Here is a 17,575-nt window from a genome sequence, read left to right as displayed (position 1 = left end):
GTCCAGGGTTTTTTGTCTCAAAGGAGAGCGAGGACTTCCCGGTCGTGACCAGCGGGTTTGACTTTTTTGAAAACCGCCTTTATTTTACGGTTTGAATCAATGATATAAGTGATCCGCAAAGTGCCCATGAATTTCCGCCCGTACATCGAACGTTCTCCCCAGGCGCCGTAGGCCTTCATAATTTTCAAATCTTCGTCCGCCAGGAGCGGAAAGGGCAGGCGGATTTTGTCGGCGAATTTCTTGTGGGAGGCGACGGGGTCCTTGCTGACCCCTAAAACGAACGCCCCGGCTTTCCGGAGGGCCGAAAAGCCGTCCCGAAAGGCGCAGGCTTCCACCGTGCACCCCGGGGTCATGTCCTTGGGGTAAAAATAGAGCACCACCTGTTTCCCCTTGAAGTCCGATAGGGAAACTTTTTTTCCGTCCTGATCCAGGGCGGAAAACGCGGGGGCTTTGTCACCGATCTCAAGCACGGGAATCCTCCGATTTTCGACATAGCGAAAAAAGTCGTTTGGACTGGTCCGACGTCACCGGCGCCACGGAAAGCCGGGGTATTCGCAGGAAGGGCATGGCGGCCAGCTGGGCGTCGGCGCGTAACTCGGCCAGGGCGATGGGGCGCGGAAGCCACCGATCAAAGCACAAGTCGATGGCCAGCCAATCGGGCGCCACGGGGTCGGGGTAAGCCGGGGCGGCCGCCACGGCCCAGCACACGAGGGCCTTTTGGGGCGAGGCGTGGTACCCCCAAATCCGGTCGCCGGCCTGAATGTCGCGCATGAATTTTCGCGCCGCGGGCCCCCGAATGCCGTCCCAACGAGCCGCCCCCTCCTGGACCTTCGACCAGGGGTATTCCTTGGGTTCCGTGGAAAAAATCCACTCCATCAGCTTTGGGGGATGGTCAGGACGCTGTCCGAGATCAACATCGTCTCCCGGTGCTGGGTGGACCATTCGCCGGAGCCGTCGGCGTAGCGGTCCTTTTTCCAAAGGGGGATTCGGGTTTTCATTTGGTCCAAAGCGTAGTGGCAGGCCTGGAAGGCCTCGGCGCTGGACGGCGCCGTCACCACCAAAAGCAATCCCGTTTCCCCCACCCGAACGTCTCCCAATCGGTGGCGGGCCAGGGCGTCGGCCCCGGGCCACCGCGCCCGAAGTTCGGCGAGAATGTCCGCCATTTCCGATTCGGCCAAGGGCTCAAAAGCTTCGTAGGTGAGGCCCGCCACTTCCCCCCGGGGCGTGCGATCCCTCCGGACCACCCCTTGAAAGGAGACCACCGCGCCGGGCTCCCCCTGGCGTCTGTTTCCTTCCAGGGTGTCCACGTCGATGGGGTCGTGGCACAAAAAGGGATCGCTCACAGGGCATTCCCCGGTGGCAGGAGAGCCACTTCGTCCCCGTCTTGAAGCGGGGTGGTCCACTGGGCCCAACGGCCGTTAATCGACACCCGCACGCTGTCGGGGTTGATGAAGGCCAGGGAGGGTTCCCTCGCCAACAAGGCGCCGGGCGTCGGCGCCGGGGCGAACTCCCGGGAACGGGCTCGGGCCTTCTCGGCCAATTGGGCGAAAAGGGTCAGGACGATCACGACGGTTTCCCCGGGGCCGACGTTTCGCCGACGGCCATCATGCGGTCGATGGCCCGCCGGGCCCGCTCGGCCACGTCCGCCGGGACGGTGATCCGGTGTTTCAGGTCTTCCAGGGACCAGAGGATTTTTTCCAAGGTGATTTTTTTCATGAATTCGCATTCGGCGGTTCGAACCACGGGAATAAAAGTTTTGCCCGGGTTCTGCTTGCGCAGGGTGTGCAGGATGCCCGTTTCCGTCGCCACCAGAAAGGTTTTGTTGGGAGACTCCTTGGCCCGGCGCACCATGCCCGAGGTGGAGGCGATGGTGTCGGCGTGTTTGAGCGCCGAGGAAAGGCAACCGCATTCGGGGTGAACCAGAAACTCGGCCCCGGGGTGGGCTTTCTTCTGGGCCTCGATGTCGGCGTCGTGGATGCCGAAATGCACGTGGCAGGAGCCGGGCCACAGATGGATTTTCCGGCCCGTTTTTTCGCGCACGAATTGACCCAGATACATGTCGGGCAAAAAAAGGATTTCCTTGCCGGCCGGGATCGCCCGAACAACGTTCACGGCGTTGGAGGAGGTGCAGCAATAATCGGCTTCGCCCTTGACCGCGGCGGTGGTGTTGACGTAGGCCACGACCACCGCGCCGGGGTGGGCTTCTTTCCAGGCGCGAACCTGGGCCACGTCGGCCGTGGCCGCCAGGGAGCACCCGGCCTCCAGGTCGGGGAGGAGGACGGTTTTGGCGGGGGCCAGAATGGCCGCCGTTTCGGCCATGAAGTGGACGCCGCAAAAAACGATGACGTCGGCGGTGGTCTTGGCGGCCTGGTGGGATAAGAACAAGGAATCCCCCACCACGTCGGCCAAATCCTGGACCTCGGGGCGTTCGTAGTTGTGCGCGAGGATCACGGCGTTTCGGGTTTTTTTCAACCGTTGAATTTCCGCGACAATGTCGGAGGGCGGGGCGGTGGCCATGGAGGAATTATATCCCTTTGGGAAACGCTAAAACGTCAGGACGGGTCCGCCCTGGGACTGGGATAAGAAAGCGACCAGGCCGATCACGGCGTCGGTCCGGGCGGCCACGGCGCCGTTGTCGAGGCCGAGCAGTCGAACCCACGCCGAGCAGGCGTAGAGGCGGATTTTCCCGTGCCCGTGAAGCTCCTTAAGGAATTCCATGGGCGTTTTTCCGTCGAATTGGAAAAGGGATTCGGAGGCGAAGGGCGGGGTCAGCGTCCAACGATCCTCCGTAAACGCGCTCAGGGCCGGGCCCCGGAGAAAAAGCAAACCGGTATCGCCCCGGGCCCGGGCCGCCGCGAGGAAAGCCACGGCTTCGTAAAATTTATCGAGAGTGGAGGAATAGAGAACGGCCGAAAAGGTTGCCACGGCGTCCTCCGTTCAGGAATGCGCCGATCAGCGGCGCGCGGGACGGCGGGTTTCGACGGGACGGGCGGCCGCGGCCGGCGTGCCCCGGGAATCGTTGGCGGGCGGCGGGGTCTGGCGAATGCGGCTTTGAATGGCTTCGAGGGTCAGCCGATTTTGCTCCTGAATTTTGGCGATTTTACGCGCCGTACGCCACTGATGCAGGCTGGTTCCGACCGAGAAAAAAAGACCGAGCACGACGAGGAGGGTGGAGAGTCCCAAAGCGATGAAATACCGGGTCCGTTGAGTTAAAAGGAAGGAAATGATGATTCCCAAAATTCCAAGGCTTAAAATCATGAGTCCAAACATGCTGTTGGTCACAACGAACATGGACAGCCTCCCCAAAATTAAGTTCAAAAATAATCCTAACAGATAAACCCCTCGCCAACAAGGGCCAAATTTACGACCTTGACGGAGGCCGGACCCTCTGTTACACTGGAAAAACTTGAAAAAAATTTCCCTTCGCACCAAATTGAGCCTTTATTCCAGCTTGCTGGTGTTGGGCGTCGTTTCCAGCGTGGGGTTCTCCCTTTACGTGGCCGAACGTCATTATTTGCTCCAGCGGTTTCAGCAAAGCCAGCAGGAAAGCGTTCAGTTTCTCGTTCAAATCGGCCGGGAATCCCTGACAAGCCGCAACATGCCCCTTTTGGCCAGCTATCTTTCGCTCCTTCGCAAATCCCGCGCCCTGACCTACGCCATGGTTTTGGACGGCAAAGGACAGATCGTGGCCCACACCAACACCATTTTCATCGGTCAGAAACCCACGGACACCGTCACCTTGCAAGCCCTGGAAGCCGGAACCCTCACCCAGCAGGAATCCGCGGCGGCCAACGATCAGGTGGTGGATCTGGCCATGCCCATCCTGCAGGAAGGACGCCGGTGGGGCACGGCCCGGGTGGGATATTCCCAAAAGGCCATCGCCGCCCTGGTCGACGGATCTTTGGAAGCGGCCCGGCATCGAATTTTTGTGGCGGGAGCGGTGTCCATCGTTGTTGGAATCGCCATCGCCGTCTTTTTGGCCCTTCTCCTGGCGAGGCCCATCCGTCATTTGCGCGATGGCGCCCACCAAATCGGGGAAGGGGCCTTGGACCATCGGATCCGCATCACCTCCCGGGACGAACTGGGCGAGTTGGCCAACGAGTTCAACGTGATGGCCGCCAAACTTCAGGAATTGGACCAGCTGAAGCAGGATTTCGTTTCGAACGTCACGCACGAACTGCGGTCCCCGTTGACCTCGCTGCGCGGGTACGTCGAATTCCTGCTCCGGGGAAGCGCGGGGACCTTAAACGACGAGCAGCGGGATTACTTGATGGTCATCAAGAACAATTCCGTCCGGCTGGCGCGGTTCATCGACAATCTGTTGGACGTCGCGAAAATAGAATCGCGAAAAATCGAGCTGCATCCCGAAAACGTTCGTCCGCAGGACATCGCCCGGGAAATGGAAGCCGTCTTTCGGCCCATGGCGGAGGAAAAGGAAATCGCCTTTCACACGGAAGTCCCCCCCGACGTACCGCCGCTTCGGGCCGACGCCGACAAACTCGTGGAAATCTTTACGAATTTGCTGAGCAACGCCTTTAAATTCACGTCGGAAAACGGGCGCGTCGTTTTTTCCGTGTCCGAGGAGGGGGACGCCCTTCATTTCCGGGTGGCGGACAGCGGCGTTGGGATTCCGGCGTCGGCCTTGGAGAGCGTGTTCAACAAGTTTGAACAGGTGAAACCCACCCACGGCCTGGCCCGGAAAACCAAGGGAACGGGGTTGGGGCTGACCATTGTTCGTGGTTTTGTGGAGGCGCACGGCGGACGCGTGTGGATGGAGAGCGAAGAGGGGCAAGGGTCCATCGCCCACGTGGTGCTGCCGAAATCCGGCGGTGCCAACAAAGCCGAAACCCCCGAGGCCGCGCGTTGATTCTTTACAAGGGGGGTCGGAAGTTTTACGATACCCAGGCCGTTTTCGATAAGGAGCGCGAACCATGTTAAAGAAGCGCATCATGGTGGTGGACGACGACAAGGACATTCGTCGGTTGGTGGAAAACATTTTGTCCAAAGAGGGGTTCGTGACGGTCGGCGCCGAAAACGCCGCCGACGCCCTGAAAAAAATTCAGAATTCCAAGCCGGATTTGATCATCCTGGATTTGCAATTGCCCGACAAAGACGGTTTCGAAGTGTGCAAGCAACTTCGGGCGGATCCGGCCACGCGGTACGTTCCGGTGGTTTTTCTCACCGTCCAGAACGTCGACTCTTACAAGATCGCGGGACTGGAAATCGGGGCGGACGATTACATCACCAAGCCGTTCAATCAGACGGAATTGGTGGCCCGGGTCAAGGCGGTTCTCCGTCGGGTGGATTGGCGCGACAAAAAAGAAGCGGCGTTGCGGGACGGCCTGTTGTCGGTGGACATGGAAAAGCATTCGGTCCATCTGGACACCAAGCCGTTGGATTTGTCCCCCAAAGAGTTCGATTTGTTGGTTTCCCTCCTTCGCAATCACGGCAAAGTCATGACCCGAGCGGAGCTGTCCGAAACCGTTTGGGGTCACGAATATTTTGGAAACACTCGAACGGTGGACGTGCACGTGGGGCGTTTGCGCAAGAAATTGGGGAAGATGGGCGAGAAAATCCGAACGGTGGAACGAATCGGCTATCGTTACGAGTGAGTTTTTCCCCCGGCCGCCGAGGCGACGGGCGTCAGGTGGCGGCGGGTTTCAGGAGATTTCGAACTTTGTCGAGGAACGCTCCGAAGGGAACGGGTTTCGTCAGTTTTCCCAGCACCGTTTCGGCCGCGATGGGCACTTCCTGAGCCATAATCGAAACGATTAAAACGGGAATGGTCTTTGTTTGAGGATCCCCCCGAAGTTCCCGCAGAACTTCCAGTCCGTCCTTGTGGGGCATTTCTAAATCCAACGTAATCAGGTCCGGCTTAAAAGAGCGAACGGCCGCAAAGGCGTTTCGGCTGTCGTTCACGCATAGAACGTCGCAGCCCATTTCCCCGCAAAACTCTTCCAACAAACCGGACATGGCCGGATCGTCGTCAATGATGAGCACTCGTTTCCTTCCCATTTCCCCCTCCTCGGCGCGGACGGCTTCCTTTTAAATTTAGATCAAAAAGTCCTTCCCCGCCTTAATTAATTGTAACCAACATGAAACAAATGGATGTTTTCTTATTTACATTACATTTACATTTTATTCAGGCCCTCTTTATCTCCCTTTGGTATGTTTAATGCGAAATATGAGATCTTCCCGTAAAATTAAATTAATTAAACAGCATTTTGCCGCTTTGACGGCCGGTTGTTTTTTACTGTCAAATTTGGGAATGCCCTATGTGGAGGCGTCGACGTCGTCCTCCTTTTGGGAAACCAGGAAAAAACCGTCCGAAATTCAAAAAACACTCCCCGAGTTCTCGAAACCTCTGGAATCGTCCAATTCGGACGCCGGAGAGCTTGGCTTCCGGCCCGAGGACGGATGGGTCAAGGAGCGATTTTGGCCGGGGCAGGAAACTCCCGGCCCCTGGCGCATTGGCGACCAAACGATGCCCTTTATCGTTCACGTGCAGGACGCCCATCGCAACGTGGACGCTCAGCGCGCGCTGGGTCGCCTCGTTCGATCCCTGGCTGAAAAAAACGGCGGCTCCGCCTTGGTCTGCGTGGAAGGCGCCTGGGGAGAACTGGATCCCGGATTTCTGAAGGTTTTCCCCGATCGGGATCTTCGCAATCGGGCCGCCGACGAATTTCTGCGGGCCGGCTGGCTGACGGGCGAAGAGCATTTGGCCGTCACCGCCGACCACCTCGCCCTGCGCCTGGTGGGCGTTGATGACTCGTCTTTGCACCGGGCCAACCGCGCCGCCCGGGAGCGGGCGGAACCCTTGGCCGGTCTCGCCCAGGGGCGTTTGGTCCGCCTCGCCGACCGCGCGGCCCGGCGCCGGGCGACCCTTTGGCCCAAGCCGCTTCAGGATATCGAGGCCATTCGGCGCCGCTACGAGGCCGATGAGGAAACCCTGGCCCATTACGTTCGCGCCCTGGCATCGGTCCTTCTCCCCGGCGATCGTCCCCTTTTTCCCACCTTGGAGGCCTTTGGGCGCCTGAGCCGTCTTGAAGAGCGCTATTCGCCGGACCGGGCCCGCCAGGATTTGCGGCAGCTGGCCGCGCGAATGGCGTTCGAGGCCCCCGCCGATGAAGCCGCTCTGCGGGCCCGACTTCAGGCCGGGCCCCTGGATCGTTCCCACGCCATCCTGGACTTGATCCGTCGGACCGGTGGAACCTCCTCGGCCAAATGGCCGGCCCTTCGGGCCCACGCGGAAGCCCTGGCCCTTCGCGACACTATCGACGCCGGCCGGCTGACGACGGAGATGGAATCCGCCCATCGCCGCGCCGTGGACGGCCTCGTGAGTCAGAGCCCCGATTCCCAGCGTCCCGAAATTCTCGGACTCTTGGCGGCGACCGATTGGATTCACCTCCGCCAACGCCTCTGGTCTTTTGAGATGACGCCGCGGGAATGGCGAGCCACGCGCCGGGACTGGAACCGTTTCTCCTGGGCCGACATCGAGGGCCTCCTGGGGAACGGCGCGGCGGTGGATTTTGGGGACGCCGTGCACGACGCTCTCCGGGGCGCGGAAAACGATTTGCGGACTTTCTACGAAACCGCCCTTCAACGCAACCAGGCCATGGCCGACAACACCATCGCCGCCGCGCGTCGTTGGCGCGCGGACCGCCTTGTGCTCATCACGGGCGGCTTCCACACGCCGGGGTTGACGGATCTCCTTCGCCGAGCGGGGGCCAGCCACGCCGTGGTGTGTCCGGTCTTTAACACCCATCCCGCCTCCGCCGCCAAAACCGCCACCCTCCGGGACCAAAGCCGGCTGGAGGACTTCTCCGACCGCCAAACCCTCGCCGCCGCCCAATGGGCCTGGGCGGTGAAGGCGACCGGAAGCACGGCTTTTGAAAACGTGAAGCGTCGCTGGCTCGATTTGGTCGGGCCTCAGGACCGGCCCTGGATGGGCGCCATCCATTTGTTAACGACCGCGTCGGAACAGAACGGGGGGTGGTCGTCCTTGGTGGGCCTCGCGGGAGGCGTTCGTTTGCGCCTTGGATTTGATCCCGCTCACGGGTTCACCGCGGCCGGGACGGCCGAGGGGACCCGCCCTCCCCGGGCCGGTTCATCGATTTCATCGACGGTCGGCGATCCGTCGAACTTTTGGAAAAGCCTGGCGGATCGTCATCGACGTCACGGGGCCGGACTTACAGGGCTTTGGCGATCCACCTGGCCCTGGATCGCGGCGGGGAGCGTGTTGTTGGGGGCGGCGTGGGTCCTTCTGCCCGTCCTGGCGGGCCCGCACGGCCTTCACGCGGTGGCGGCCGTCGGCGACCTTCAATGGGCGGTCATGGCCGGTGTGATTTTCCCCCCGTGGGGACGGCACCTGGGCCTTTGGCGTTTGGAAGGCCCTCCGCGTGAATCCGGCGGATCCGAAAACGACGGGGCGCCCGACGAGTTAAAGAAACGGTTGGCGGCGGTGTCGGAAAGCGAGCGCCGTCTGGCCGACGCCGTCGCCCGAAAAAACGCGGCGGACATCGCCGCCGCCCGGGAATCTTTGTCCCGCGCGCGGGTCGGCGTGCAAGAATTAATGCGTTACCATTTGGCGGCGAACGACGAAGCGGGGGCGCGCCTCTATTTGGGATTGGACGGTTCGAACCGGGAAGTCTTTATTCGTTCCGTGGGGCCTCAAGTCCTTGGGCGCGTCATTCACGGGATGTCCGGTCAATTTTTTGATCAAACCAAAAAGCTGATCCGGCGACGGCGGGTCCTCCTGGAGCGCGCCCGGGCGGTGGAAGATCAATTGCTGGATCCCGCCTTTGGGGAGAAAGCGAAGGCTTTCGAATCCTTGGCCGGGGTGATGCGGGCCCTCGACCAGAACACGGATTGGGTGGAGGAAGGCCTGCACACCCTGGTGGGCACCCCGCATTTTCCCGATATTCCCGGGGCGATGTTGCACGGATCAAAAACGAGATCCGCGGCAAGCTGCAACGATTGTTGGAAAATCGGGTCGGGGACGAACAATTGGCCCAATCCCTTCCCGGCGCCTCCGGGGCGGCCGGAAAAGACCCGATCCCGCTATTGCGCGAGGCCGCGAAACGCCACGAACAAGCGCTGCGGGACGTCCAGGCCGACGCCCTGGCCCTATTGACCCCCTATATATTCCGCGAACCGCTCTATGCCCATCACCGGGCCCGGGCCCTTCTTCATGGACTTCGAAACCGGGAAATTCGGTTCATTCAACGGGTCCTCTCCCAGGACCGCGTTACGCTCGACGCGGTCGGGCCCATTTACCACGCGGCCGATTTGTTGACGGAAACCCTCGGCGATATCGTTCAGGATTTGACGTCCCAAGCCCAACAGGAAATTGATCGGTCCGCGATTCCGACGCCCTCCATGGACGAGTTTCCGGAAGGCCAAAGCGTCCTGAACCGCGTTCAGGCCTCCTTGGAACGCCCCGGATTATTGACCACGGGGTCCCTGGTGGTTTCTTCCGACCGACAAAAGAAACCGCTGCTTCGGGCCTTGGCCCACCGGTTTCGAAACCAACGCCCGGGCGACCCGTTGGCGGGACGGAAGTTGGTCTACGTGGATTTAATGAAGGTCTTTTCCGACCCGTCCCGCGACCGAATCGTTTATGAAAGCCTGACGGAGCAGCCGGACGGCACGCCCGGGCTCCTGCGCCTGGCGGCCCAAACGGGCGACGTCGTTGTGGTGTTGGATTTGGACGCCTTTCAATTCGAGGACATGCCCGTGCTCGACCGGGTCCTGGAATATTGGTCGGGAATGAGCCGCCGGGGGTTCTCCCCGCCGCCCTTGGTGGCCCTGGCGTCGGAACCCACCCAGCAGCTTTATTTGCGCAAATCCAAGATGTTTCGGGAATATTTCGAAGCCGCGCCGGCGTTTTCCTCTTCCGCCGCGACTCGGGCCCTCCTCAATTTTGACGCCAACACTCTGGGGCGACGCCTGGGGGTCGAGATTCCCCCCGCGTTGATCGACCGGGCCTACGCGGAAGTCCAGAACCGGACGCCCTACGACCGACATTCCATGGCGCTCCGGGTGTTGGAGGCGGCGGCGACCTTGGAACGGGCCGCCCCCGGGCCGGGCGCGGCGGTGCTGCGTCCGGAAACCGTGGATCGGGCCCTTCGGGAATTGCCGTCCATGGAAAATCTTCCGCTGGAAGCCCGTTTGTGGGCCCGCCGTGAAGTCTTCCCCCCGGAGGTGTCCGAGGAGGCCGACCGGGAAATCCGCCGATACGGAATGCTGAAGGGAAATCCCGAGCAACCCCGGGTGGCGGAGTTCCTCAACAGCCTCATTCGATTTCCCTGGACCGAACGCGCGCCGGATTTGATCCCCGGATCCCGGACCCTTCCCGCCCCCGCCTTGGACCTGGCCCGCCAGGAAGTTTTGGCCTCGGTCCGCGCTTCCCTGGATCAAAGCCACAGCGGGTTGGAGGAACCCAAGGCCGAAATGCTGCAGTACGTCGTTCAGTTATTGCAACGGGAAACGGGACAAGGACGAAAGGCGGGATGGAACCTCCTGTTGGTCGGCCCGCCCGGCGTGGGCAAAACAACGTTGGTCCGCGCTTTTTCCCGGGCCATTCAAAATCGAAAATTCGAAGTCATTCCCCTGGGCGGTATGGACGACGAGGCCGAGCTCGCCGGTCACCGCCGAACCTACATCGGAGCCCGAATGGGCAAATTGGCCCGGGCCCTCCTGGATCTCGGGATCTCCAATCCCATCGTGGGCCTGGACGAAATCGACAAACTCGGCGCCCGCAACGGCGATCCCCGAGCGTTCCTGCTTCAAGCGCTCGACCCGGAACAGAACAAGGATTTCCGGGACCGTTACCTGGGGCCCACCCCCTTGGACGGCGTTATTTTCATCGCCACCGCCAACTCCCTGAACATCCCGGGGCCGCTGCTGGACCGGTTTACCGTCATTCACGTTCCCGGCTACAGCGTCGACGAAAAGGTCGACATCGGGGCCCGGCACGTTCTCCCCCGGCTGCGCGAGGAAATTCCCATCGCGTCGGAAATTGACATCCCCAATCCCCGATCGCTGGTCCGGGCGGTGGCCCGCGGATACACCTGGGAAGAGGGGGCCCGGCGCCTGGTGAAACTACTTCGGAAAGTCCTTTTGCGGTCCCTGCGCGAATGGTTCGACCGCGGAGAGACGATTACGGTCGACAACGAATCCTTGGGGCGGTTCCTCGGAAAACCCTGGGAATACCCCGCCATTCGCGCGGAGGACCGGGTGGGCGAAGTCGCCGTGCCGACCACCCGGGGCCAATTGCGATTTGTTCGGGCGGGAGCGGAAGCGGATTCTGCCGAAACGGGATTGATCGTCAATCAAACTTGGGGTCCCGCCACGGTGAACAGCGCCCGATTGGCCGGGGATTTGGTGTCCCATCGATTGGAGACCGCGGCCCGGGAGCTGGGAATGGACGCCCTTCCGGAAACGGCCCGCCGGGGCGCCCTTCGACTGGACGCCCCCGGGGGAATCGGAGAGGACGATTCCACCAAGGGATTGGCGTTTGTGGTGGCGATGATGTCCCGACGATTGAATCGCCCGGTCCGGCGAGACGCGGTGTTCGCGGGTGAAATTGATTTGCGGGGGCGCGTGTTGGATGTGCCCGAGGTTCGACAACGCGCCATCGCCGCCCGCGAAGCGGGGGCCCGCTATCTGTTCCTTCCATCGGCCTCCGAGGCGCACCTGTTTCAGGAAGCCTTTAAAACCGCGCCCTATTTGATCGGTCCCGTGTTAAACCTGGCCTCCGGCCTTTTTTGGATTCGCGAACGATCCCTTCGACCGACCTCGGGTCCCCAGGAAAAAGCCGCCGTCGAACGATGGAACGCGTCCGTTCAGCAATTGGCCAAAAACCCTCCCCCCGGCGCCGCCTTTCGATCCGGGGAACGGCCGGGGGAATGGACGGTCACCGGATCCCGGGAGGTACTGGTGGACCTGTTGGCCGACCTGCCTTCCCTGTCCGGGCAGATGGTGTATTGCTTGATCGACGATCCAGCCGAAGCCGTTCGTCTGGGGTTGGCGGGATCCCCCGCCTCCCGGTGGCCGGATTCAAAAGCGTCCGCGCTTTCCTGGGAAAACGACGTGATGCCGATCGAGGGACCGGCAAAACCGGCGGCGTCCACCCTGGGATCCTCTTCGGGCGAAACGGCCGCTTCCAAGACGTTGGAGGCGACTCCGTTGCGGGAAGCGCCCTGGCTGTTCGATCTCGGAGGATCGACGGTCGATTTGGAATCCCTGCTTGCGGACCCTCTGGAAAACAGCGACACGTTGATGACGCTCTTTGACCGCGCCATCGCGGACGAAGGCAGCCGTCCGCGGTTGGTGAATGTTTTGCGCGCGCTCGTGTATTCCCACCCCCAGGAAATGACCCAGTTCGTCGAGGGCATATGCGCCGATCCGGACTTCGCCGAATACCGCCAACTGATTTTCGACGTCCTTCCCGTCTCGCTGGCGGGTCAAATGCTGGCCAATTATCGCGCCGGAATTACTCGGACGATTCAGGCGGAATTCCAGGAAAACGCTTCGCGATTGGAAAAACTGGAATCGGCCCTTTTGCAACGCCACAGCCGGTCGGCCGTCGCTGCGGAAAATGACCGACGGCTCCTTCAAAAACAATTCGCGGAATTTTTGGAGCTGGTCAGAAAGGACGTGGCCGACATCGGGGAAAAAGCCAACGAAGATTTTTTAAAAAATCCGTTGCGGGAATTGGAAAGCAAGGCCGCCGCCGTGAGCGCGGCCACCGACCAGACAATCCATTCCGCCTTGTCCGATTTGCGGGACCCGATCTCAACGATCGCGGGCTATTTGAAGGCCCGCGCCTACGATTTCGCATTTCCTCAAATGAGCGCCAATCAAACGGAGGTTCGCCGAGTCATTGATGCCCAACTCAACAAACTGTTGGAAGAATTGGTTGGGGAGGTGTTTCCTTCCCTCCAAAAAGAGGAAAAAGCGATGCCCCGGGTGGGCGCCATTTGGAAATCGTATCTCGCCGCGTTGTCCGTCCAGGAGGAAACGCAGCGGGGGCGTTTGGCGTTGCACGGTGCCGAAACGGCCGGGGGGATGTCGTCGGCTTTTCAGGCCACTTTCGAAGAAGCCACCGGCGTGGTGGTGGATTTGTTGGATCGGCAGGTTTTTCGATCGGTCAACGTTGTGTGCCCATCGGACAATACCAAGGCGGTCTTCCCCGGTCTATTGGCCGAACGATTGAAGCGGGAGCATCGTCCCCGCCGTGTGATTACCGTTGAAATCAATCAATTCCCCGTCGATCCCCGGGACGCCCTCCGGGAAATGGTGGCCATGATGGAGTCAGCCCACAGGGCGGGCGATGTCGTCTTCGTGATCGATTTGGACGAATTCCGCTCCCGGTTTGGGGACACCCGGGCCCGCTCCCTGTCCCGCGTGCTCGGCCGTTGGACAAGCCAGCGAAATCCGCTTCCGTTGGTTTTCCTTTCCAACGAAGAGACCAACGCCGATTTTACGGAAAATCTTCCCGTCTTTTTCCGCTGGATTCCCCAACACCGGTTGCGCGTCGCGAACGCCCAGGTGTTGTTGGAATACGAATTTGACGCGCTGGAACGGAACGGCGTTCGGGTCGACGAGGCCGCCCGAAGGTGGTTGGAAATCAAAATGGGAAAGGAAGAGGTGGATTTTGCCCTGGCGGCCTCCTTGTTGCGGGACGGCGCCGCCGAAGCCCACCGCCAACACCGGGAATTAATGGCCGATGATCTGGAAACGGTCTGGGCCCATATGCAGACCGGAGAGTTGACCGCCCGGGTTCGAATGCTGCCGGACGACGCCCGCCGTCGGGGCATGGCTCTGTTGGCCCAAATGAACAACGCCCAGGAAGGTTCTCACGAATACGGGAACATCCGCGACGTGTTGGAAAACCTCGTTCGCTTTCCGTGGTTGAAACGCACGGCGAGCCCCTTGCCCGCGGCCCGGGCCGCGGATCCCGCCCAACGGGAGGAGGAGTTTCGTCGGGCCGGTCGGGCCATTTTGACCCGGGCTCGGGCCCACCTGGACGAAAGCCACTACGGCATGGCCGAGGCCAAAGACGAGATCGCCGATTATTTGGCCGAACAAATTCAACGGGAGCGGCACGGCCGCCGGGGAACCGGAAAAGTCCTCTGTTTGGTGGGGCCGGCGGGCGTCGGAAAATCCACACTGGCGGAATCGGTGGCCCGGGCCTTGGGCCGCGAATTCGGCCGGGTTCCCCTCGGCGGCACCCGGGATCCCGCCGAAATCCGGGGCCACTCCCCCACCTATCAAGGGGCCATGCCCGGGAACATCGTTCAAACCATGCAGAAGATGAAAGTTCGAAATCCCGTCATTTTGTTGGACGAGGTTGAAAAAATGGACGCGGGTATTCAGGGCAACCCCGCCGATGTGTTGCTCCAGGCGTTGGACGAGGAGCAAAACGACCACTTCACCGATCACAACATCGGCGACGTTGATTTGTCCGAGGTCTTGTTCATCGCGACGGCCAACGAGGAGGATAAAATTCCGGAGCCGTTGAAGGATCGGATGGAAATCGTCCGTTTGCCCGCCTACGATCGGGCGGAAAAAATTATCATCGGCACGGACAAATTGCTTCCGCGCGTAATACAAGGCCTGGGCGTCGCCGCGGGCCAAGTTCAAATCCCACGGCCGCGGGACTTGATTACGTCCTTGGTGGATGGGTACACACAGGAGCCGGGCGTCCGGGAACTGGACAAGCAGTTGACCCGGTTGGTGAAGCGCGCCCTGTCGGAGGTTTATTGGTCCGGCGGAAAACCGGTGGTCCTGACGGTCGAAAAATTGCGCGAATACATGGGCCTCCCCCGGCGCGGCGCGGCGAGCCGGGCGCCCGTCGAAGTGGGCGAAGCCATGGGGTTGGTCGTTTCCCCCCGGGGCGGCGGAACCATCAATATCCAAGCGGAAATCCGGCCCGGCGGAGATCCCAACGCCGCCGTGGAAGTCGTTAATTTCGGTCAACTTCAGCCCGACATGCTTTTCAGCATCGAGACGGCGCTTTCCTATATTCGAAAGAACATGGCCCGCCTGGGGGGCTCCTTGGCGGCCTTGAAGGGCCAACGTCTCTTGGTGAATATTTCACCGGGGGACGTGAAGAAAGATGGTCCGTCGGCGGGGATTGGATTCGTCGCGACGATCTTTTCGGCCTTGACCGGGCGCCCCCTTCGGCAGGATTTCGCCATGACCGGGCAGGTCGACGACGAAGGGAAAATTTATCCCATCGGGGGTTTGAAAGAAAAAATACTGGCGGCCATCGCCGACCGCGCATCAACGATTATTTTGCCCATCGGGAACAAGGAAGAGTTGATTAAATCCATATTTGTGCAATCGCCGGATTTAAGAGGAGTAATTGAGGAAAACGGAATTCAGCGAATTGCGATTGAACCAAAGAAGCCCTTGGGCGACAAAGCCTTGCCCACCGCCGAAGATTCAACCTGGGAAGCCCTAAACACCTTGCTCTCGACAAAGGCCCGGCAATACGGTTTGGTGGCCGAAGCCGATCGAGCCGGCGCCGTCAATCTTGCGGGATCGCCCGACCAAATGACCCGCTTTCTGAACGATGCCGAAATAAAAAAGAACGTCACCTCCCACGTGACGTATTTAATCGTATCGCACGTTGATCAGGCGTTGAACGCCCTCCTGGCCCTCGGGGAAGGCACAAACGGTGTGACCGCCTCGGCGAGCCCATCTCCTCCACTGGCGGGTTTGGCGGTGGGTGGAGGAATCTCGGCGCTCCTGGGCGGCCTCTTTTTCTCGCCGGATTCGAGCGCGGCGACATTGACACAGACCCTTCAATGGGCGGCGCCCCTTTCTTCCCCCTGGCTGGTGCCGGTCGTCTTGATCGCGGGCGTTTTAGCTGTCAAATTTGTGTTCGGCCGCGTCCACTGGCTGTCTCTTTCCCAATCCTCGTTCAAAAGCCTTGCAGCGAAGGGGTTGGAATCCATGAACGCCATTTTGTCCACGGTTTTAACCGGGGTTATTGAATTTCTGAACGCTTTAGCCAATTTCCGCTCCTTTTTCCCGGTTCCCCCCCTTGGCCAAGAAGGTTTTAATTCTCCGACGACCCCTGTTTTGCTGGCTCAAGCTCCACAATTGGCCTCGTTGCTTTCCTCCCCCGCCCGTCAATGGCTGGAACAACGGATCGAATCCCCGGGATCGGCCCGTTCCCAGTGGGTATCCGGATTGGTAGGCTGGGCTGAGGGCCATTTTAATTTGGAGGAATCGCGGTATATTCAAAAAGCCCTTCATAACAATCGCACGAAGGGGGCGATCCAGGTCGGGGAAAACGGTGCGAAGGCGGGAGATCCTGGCCGCCTATTAATGTTGGTTCGTTCCATTTCCCCGGCTCTGAATCGCGAATTTCTAAAGCAATTGCGCCAAATGGCGGAGGATCGGCTGGTTGGAAAGGTTTCGACCCGGGAAGAATTGAACGGTGCGATGGATCGAATTGCCGTGAACGCCTGGCCTTCGCCGGAATTCGCCAATTTGGACGAGGAGAAGAAAGAATCCACTCGGCGCACCTTGTTGGAAATCCAAGAGGTTTTAATCGCCGCTTTGGATATTCAAACGGCCACGGGAAACACCACCGCCTCCCCAAATGAATTCGAGCCGGTTTCAGAAATAGCCCCTGGCGAATTGAATTCCGGCAAAAATGGTTGGGTTATGGCCAGCCAGGCGATGTTTTTGCGCCCCACCCTGTTGGAATTCAGGGAAGTGTATGTTTTGGACGCCGATTTGCTAAATACAAAAGCTTCGGCCGAGGTGGAACGATTAATTAAACAGCAGGCCCGATTGGAAGGCGACAATCCGCCTTTGGTGGCCATTGTTTCGGAAAAAGATGACACCGCCGCCGTGAAATCCCGAATTCCATCGGATCGTTGGGGCCTTCCGGCGGCTCGGATATTGCCCCTGGGGTTTGACGGCCTTTCGCGGGCCAACGCCATTGAATTTGCCCCGACCGGGCGACGTGTATCCTTGGAAGCTCTTAAAACAGAAATCGCCCGCCAATCGGGTGGTGGAAACGGTCAAGCCCTTCGCGTGACGCTTTGGGCCGCCGCCGGGCGCTCCGAGGTCTTTGACGGGGCTTTGGTCCGCTTGATTTCCGTGGAAGAAGATCTGCTATTGGAAGGCGCCGCGGCTTCGGCGTTTATTGAGCAACTGCGTCAATTGTTTCCTCCCGTCGAAGCGGATCAAATGATCCGCAATTTATCCCCTGACGGAACAGGCCGAGTGATTCGCTTGCCGGGGCGGTCTCCCCTCCTTCAAGGAACCATCAGCACGATTCAAACCGATCTTCTGATTCAAACCAACGCCTAGAAATTGACTCGACCGGTCAACGGTCGTCCCCTAAATCCGGCCGGTCCGGTTGGGGCCTGCGCAAAACTCAGGTAGCGGGGGTGCCCGAATCACCGTCCCGAGTCGCGCCCTCCCTTGGGATCCGTAAGCCAAGGACCTCAATGGCCTCGGGCGAAGACGCCATTCGCTGCCCGATAGGGTTTCAAGACAGCCCTTCGAAACAGAAGGGCCCTTCCTTTCCGCGCAGGGTCATCGG

At 60.4% G+C, this 17,575-nt stretch carries 11 protein-coding genes; 3 read left to right on the top strand and 8 right to left on the bottom strand.

Annotated features, from left to right (window positions below):
• Positions 1 to 17: 17 nt before the first annotated feature.
• Genes bcp through IPP68_08980 form a run of 7 tightly spaced genes read right to left on the bottom strand, consistent with a single transcriptional unit; the run spans position 18 to position 3,291 of the window.
• Positions 18 to 476, bottom strand: a complete 459-nt coding sequence (gene bcp, locus IPP68_09010) for a thioredoxin-dependent thiol peroxidase (GenBank protein ID MBL0350498.1) — start codon at positions 474 to 476, stop codon at positions 18 to 20.
• On the bottom strand, positions 463 to 876 hold the full coding sequence (locus IPP68_09005; protein MBL0350497.1) for an EVE domain-containing protein: 414 nt from the start codon (positions 874 to 876) through the stop codon (positions 463 to 465). Before IPP68_09005 ends, bcp begins: the two co-directional genes overlap by 14 nt.
• Positions 876 to 1,343, bottom strand: a complete 468-nt coding sequence (locus tag IPP68_09000) for a molybdenum cofactor biosynthesis protein MoaE (GenBank protein MBL0350496.1) — start codon at positions 1,341 to 1,343, stop codon at positions 876 to 878. The genes IPP68_09005 and IPP68_09000 overlap by 1 nt, the downstream gene beginning before the upstream one ends.
• Positions 1,340 to 1,567: a MoaD/ThiS family protein gene (locus IPP68_08995; protein ID MBL0350495.1), complete on the bottom strand. Its 228-nt coding sequence runs from the start codon at positions 1,565 to 1,567 to the stop codon at positions 1,340 to 1,342. The genes IPP68_09000 and IPP68_08995 overlap by 4 nt, the downstream gene beginning before the upstream one ends.
• On the bottom strand, positions 1,564 to 2,517 hold the full coding sequence (gene nadA / locus IPP68_08990) for a quinolinate synthase NadA (protein MBL0350494.1): 954 nt from the start codon (positions 2,515 to 2,517) through the stop codon (positions 1,564 to 1,566). The genes IPP68_08995 and nadA overlap by 4 nt, the downstream gene beginning before the upstream one ends.
• 27 nt (positions 2,518 to 2,544) lie before the next feature.
• Positions 2,545 to 2,925, bottom strand: coding sequence for a hypothetical protein (locus IPP68_08985; protein ID MBL0350493.1), 381 nt, complete (start codon positions 2,923 to 2,925; stop codon positions 2,545 to 2,547).
• A gap of 27 nt (positions 2,926 to 2,952) precedes the next feature.
• Positions 2,953 to 3,291, bottom strand: a complete 339-nt coding sequence (locus IPP68_08980; GenBank protein ID MBL0350492.1) for a hypothetical protein — start codon at positions 3,289 to 3,291, stop codon at positions 2,953 to 2,955.
• Between the two features lie 115 nt (positions 3,292 to 3,406).
• Here IPP68_08980 and IPP68_08975 point away from each other — a divergent pair, with 115 nt between their 5' ends.
• Entirely contained in the window at positions 3,407 to 4,867 is a 1,461-nt protein-coding gene (locus IPP68_08975) for a HAMP domain-containing protein (GenBank protein MBL0350491.1), read from the top strand.
• Positions 4,868 to 4,931: 64 nt separating this feature from the next.
• The gene (locus IPP68_08970) at positions 4,932 to 5,612 is read left to right on the top strand and encodes a response regulator transcription factor (protein ID MBL0350490.1); all 681 of its coding nucleotides are present in this window, start codon (positions 4,932 to 4,934) and stop codon (positions 5,610 to 5,612) included.
• A 31-nt stretch (positions 5,613 to 5,643) separates the two neighbouring features.
• Here IPP68_08970 and IPP68_08965 read toward each other — a convergent pair whose 3' ends face one another.
• Positions 5,644 to 6,015: a response regulator gene (locus tag IPP68_08965; GenBank protein MBL0350489.1), complete on the bottom strand. Its 372-nt coding sequence runs from the start codon at positions 6,013 to 6,015 to the stop codon at positions 5,644 to 5,646.
• Positions 6,016 to 9,006: 2,991 nt separating this feature from the next.
• Between IPP68_08965 and IPP68_08960 the strand changes: the two genes are divergently transcribed.
• Positions 9,007 to 17,340 (top strand): AAA family ATPase, encoded by an 8,334-nt coding sequence (locus tag IPP68_08960; protein MBL0350488.1) that lies wholly within the window; start codon positions 9,007 to 9,009, stop codon positions 17,338 to 17,340.
• Positions 17,341 to 17,575 lie beyond the last annotated feature (235 nt).

The sequence above is a fragment of the Elusimicrobiota bacterium genome, assembly GCA_016722575.1.
Classification (GTDB): domain Bacteria; phylum Elusimicrobiota; class Elusimicrobia; order FEN-1173; family FEN-1173; genus JADKIY01.
The sequence above is the reverse complement of the archived record's forward strand: the minus strand, read 5'-3'. Positions and strand labels throughout refer to the sequence as shown.

What these genes read in the sequence shown, in the direction of transcription:
- IPP68_08965 (MBL0350489.1), bottom strand. Translation starts at nt 6,015, where the DNA reads ATGGGAAGGAAACGAGTGCTCATCATTGACGACGATCCGGCCATGTCC.
- nadA (MBL0350494.1), bottom strand. Translation starts at nt 2,517, where the DNA reads ATGGCCACCGCCCCGCCCTCCGACATTGTCGCGGAAATTCAACGGTTG.
- IPP68_09005 (MBL0350497.1), bottom strand. Translation starts at nt 876, where the DNA reads ATGGAGTGGATTTTTTCCACGGAACCCAAGGAATACCCCTGGTCGAAG.
- IPP68_08970 (MBL0350490.1), top strand. Translation starts at nt 4,932, where the DNA reads ATGTTAAAGAAGCGCATCATGGTGGTGGACGACGACAAGGACATTCGT.
- IPP68_08980 (MBL0350492.1), bottom strand. Translation starts at nt 3,291, where the DNA reads ATGTTCGTTGTGACCAACAGCATGTTTGGACTCATGATTTTAAGCCTT.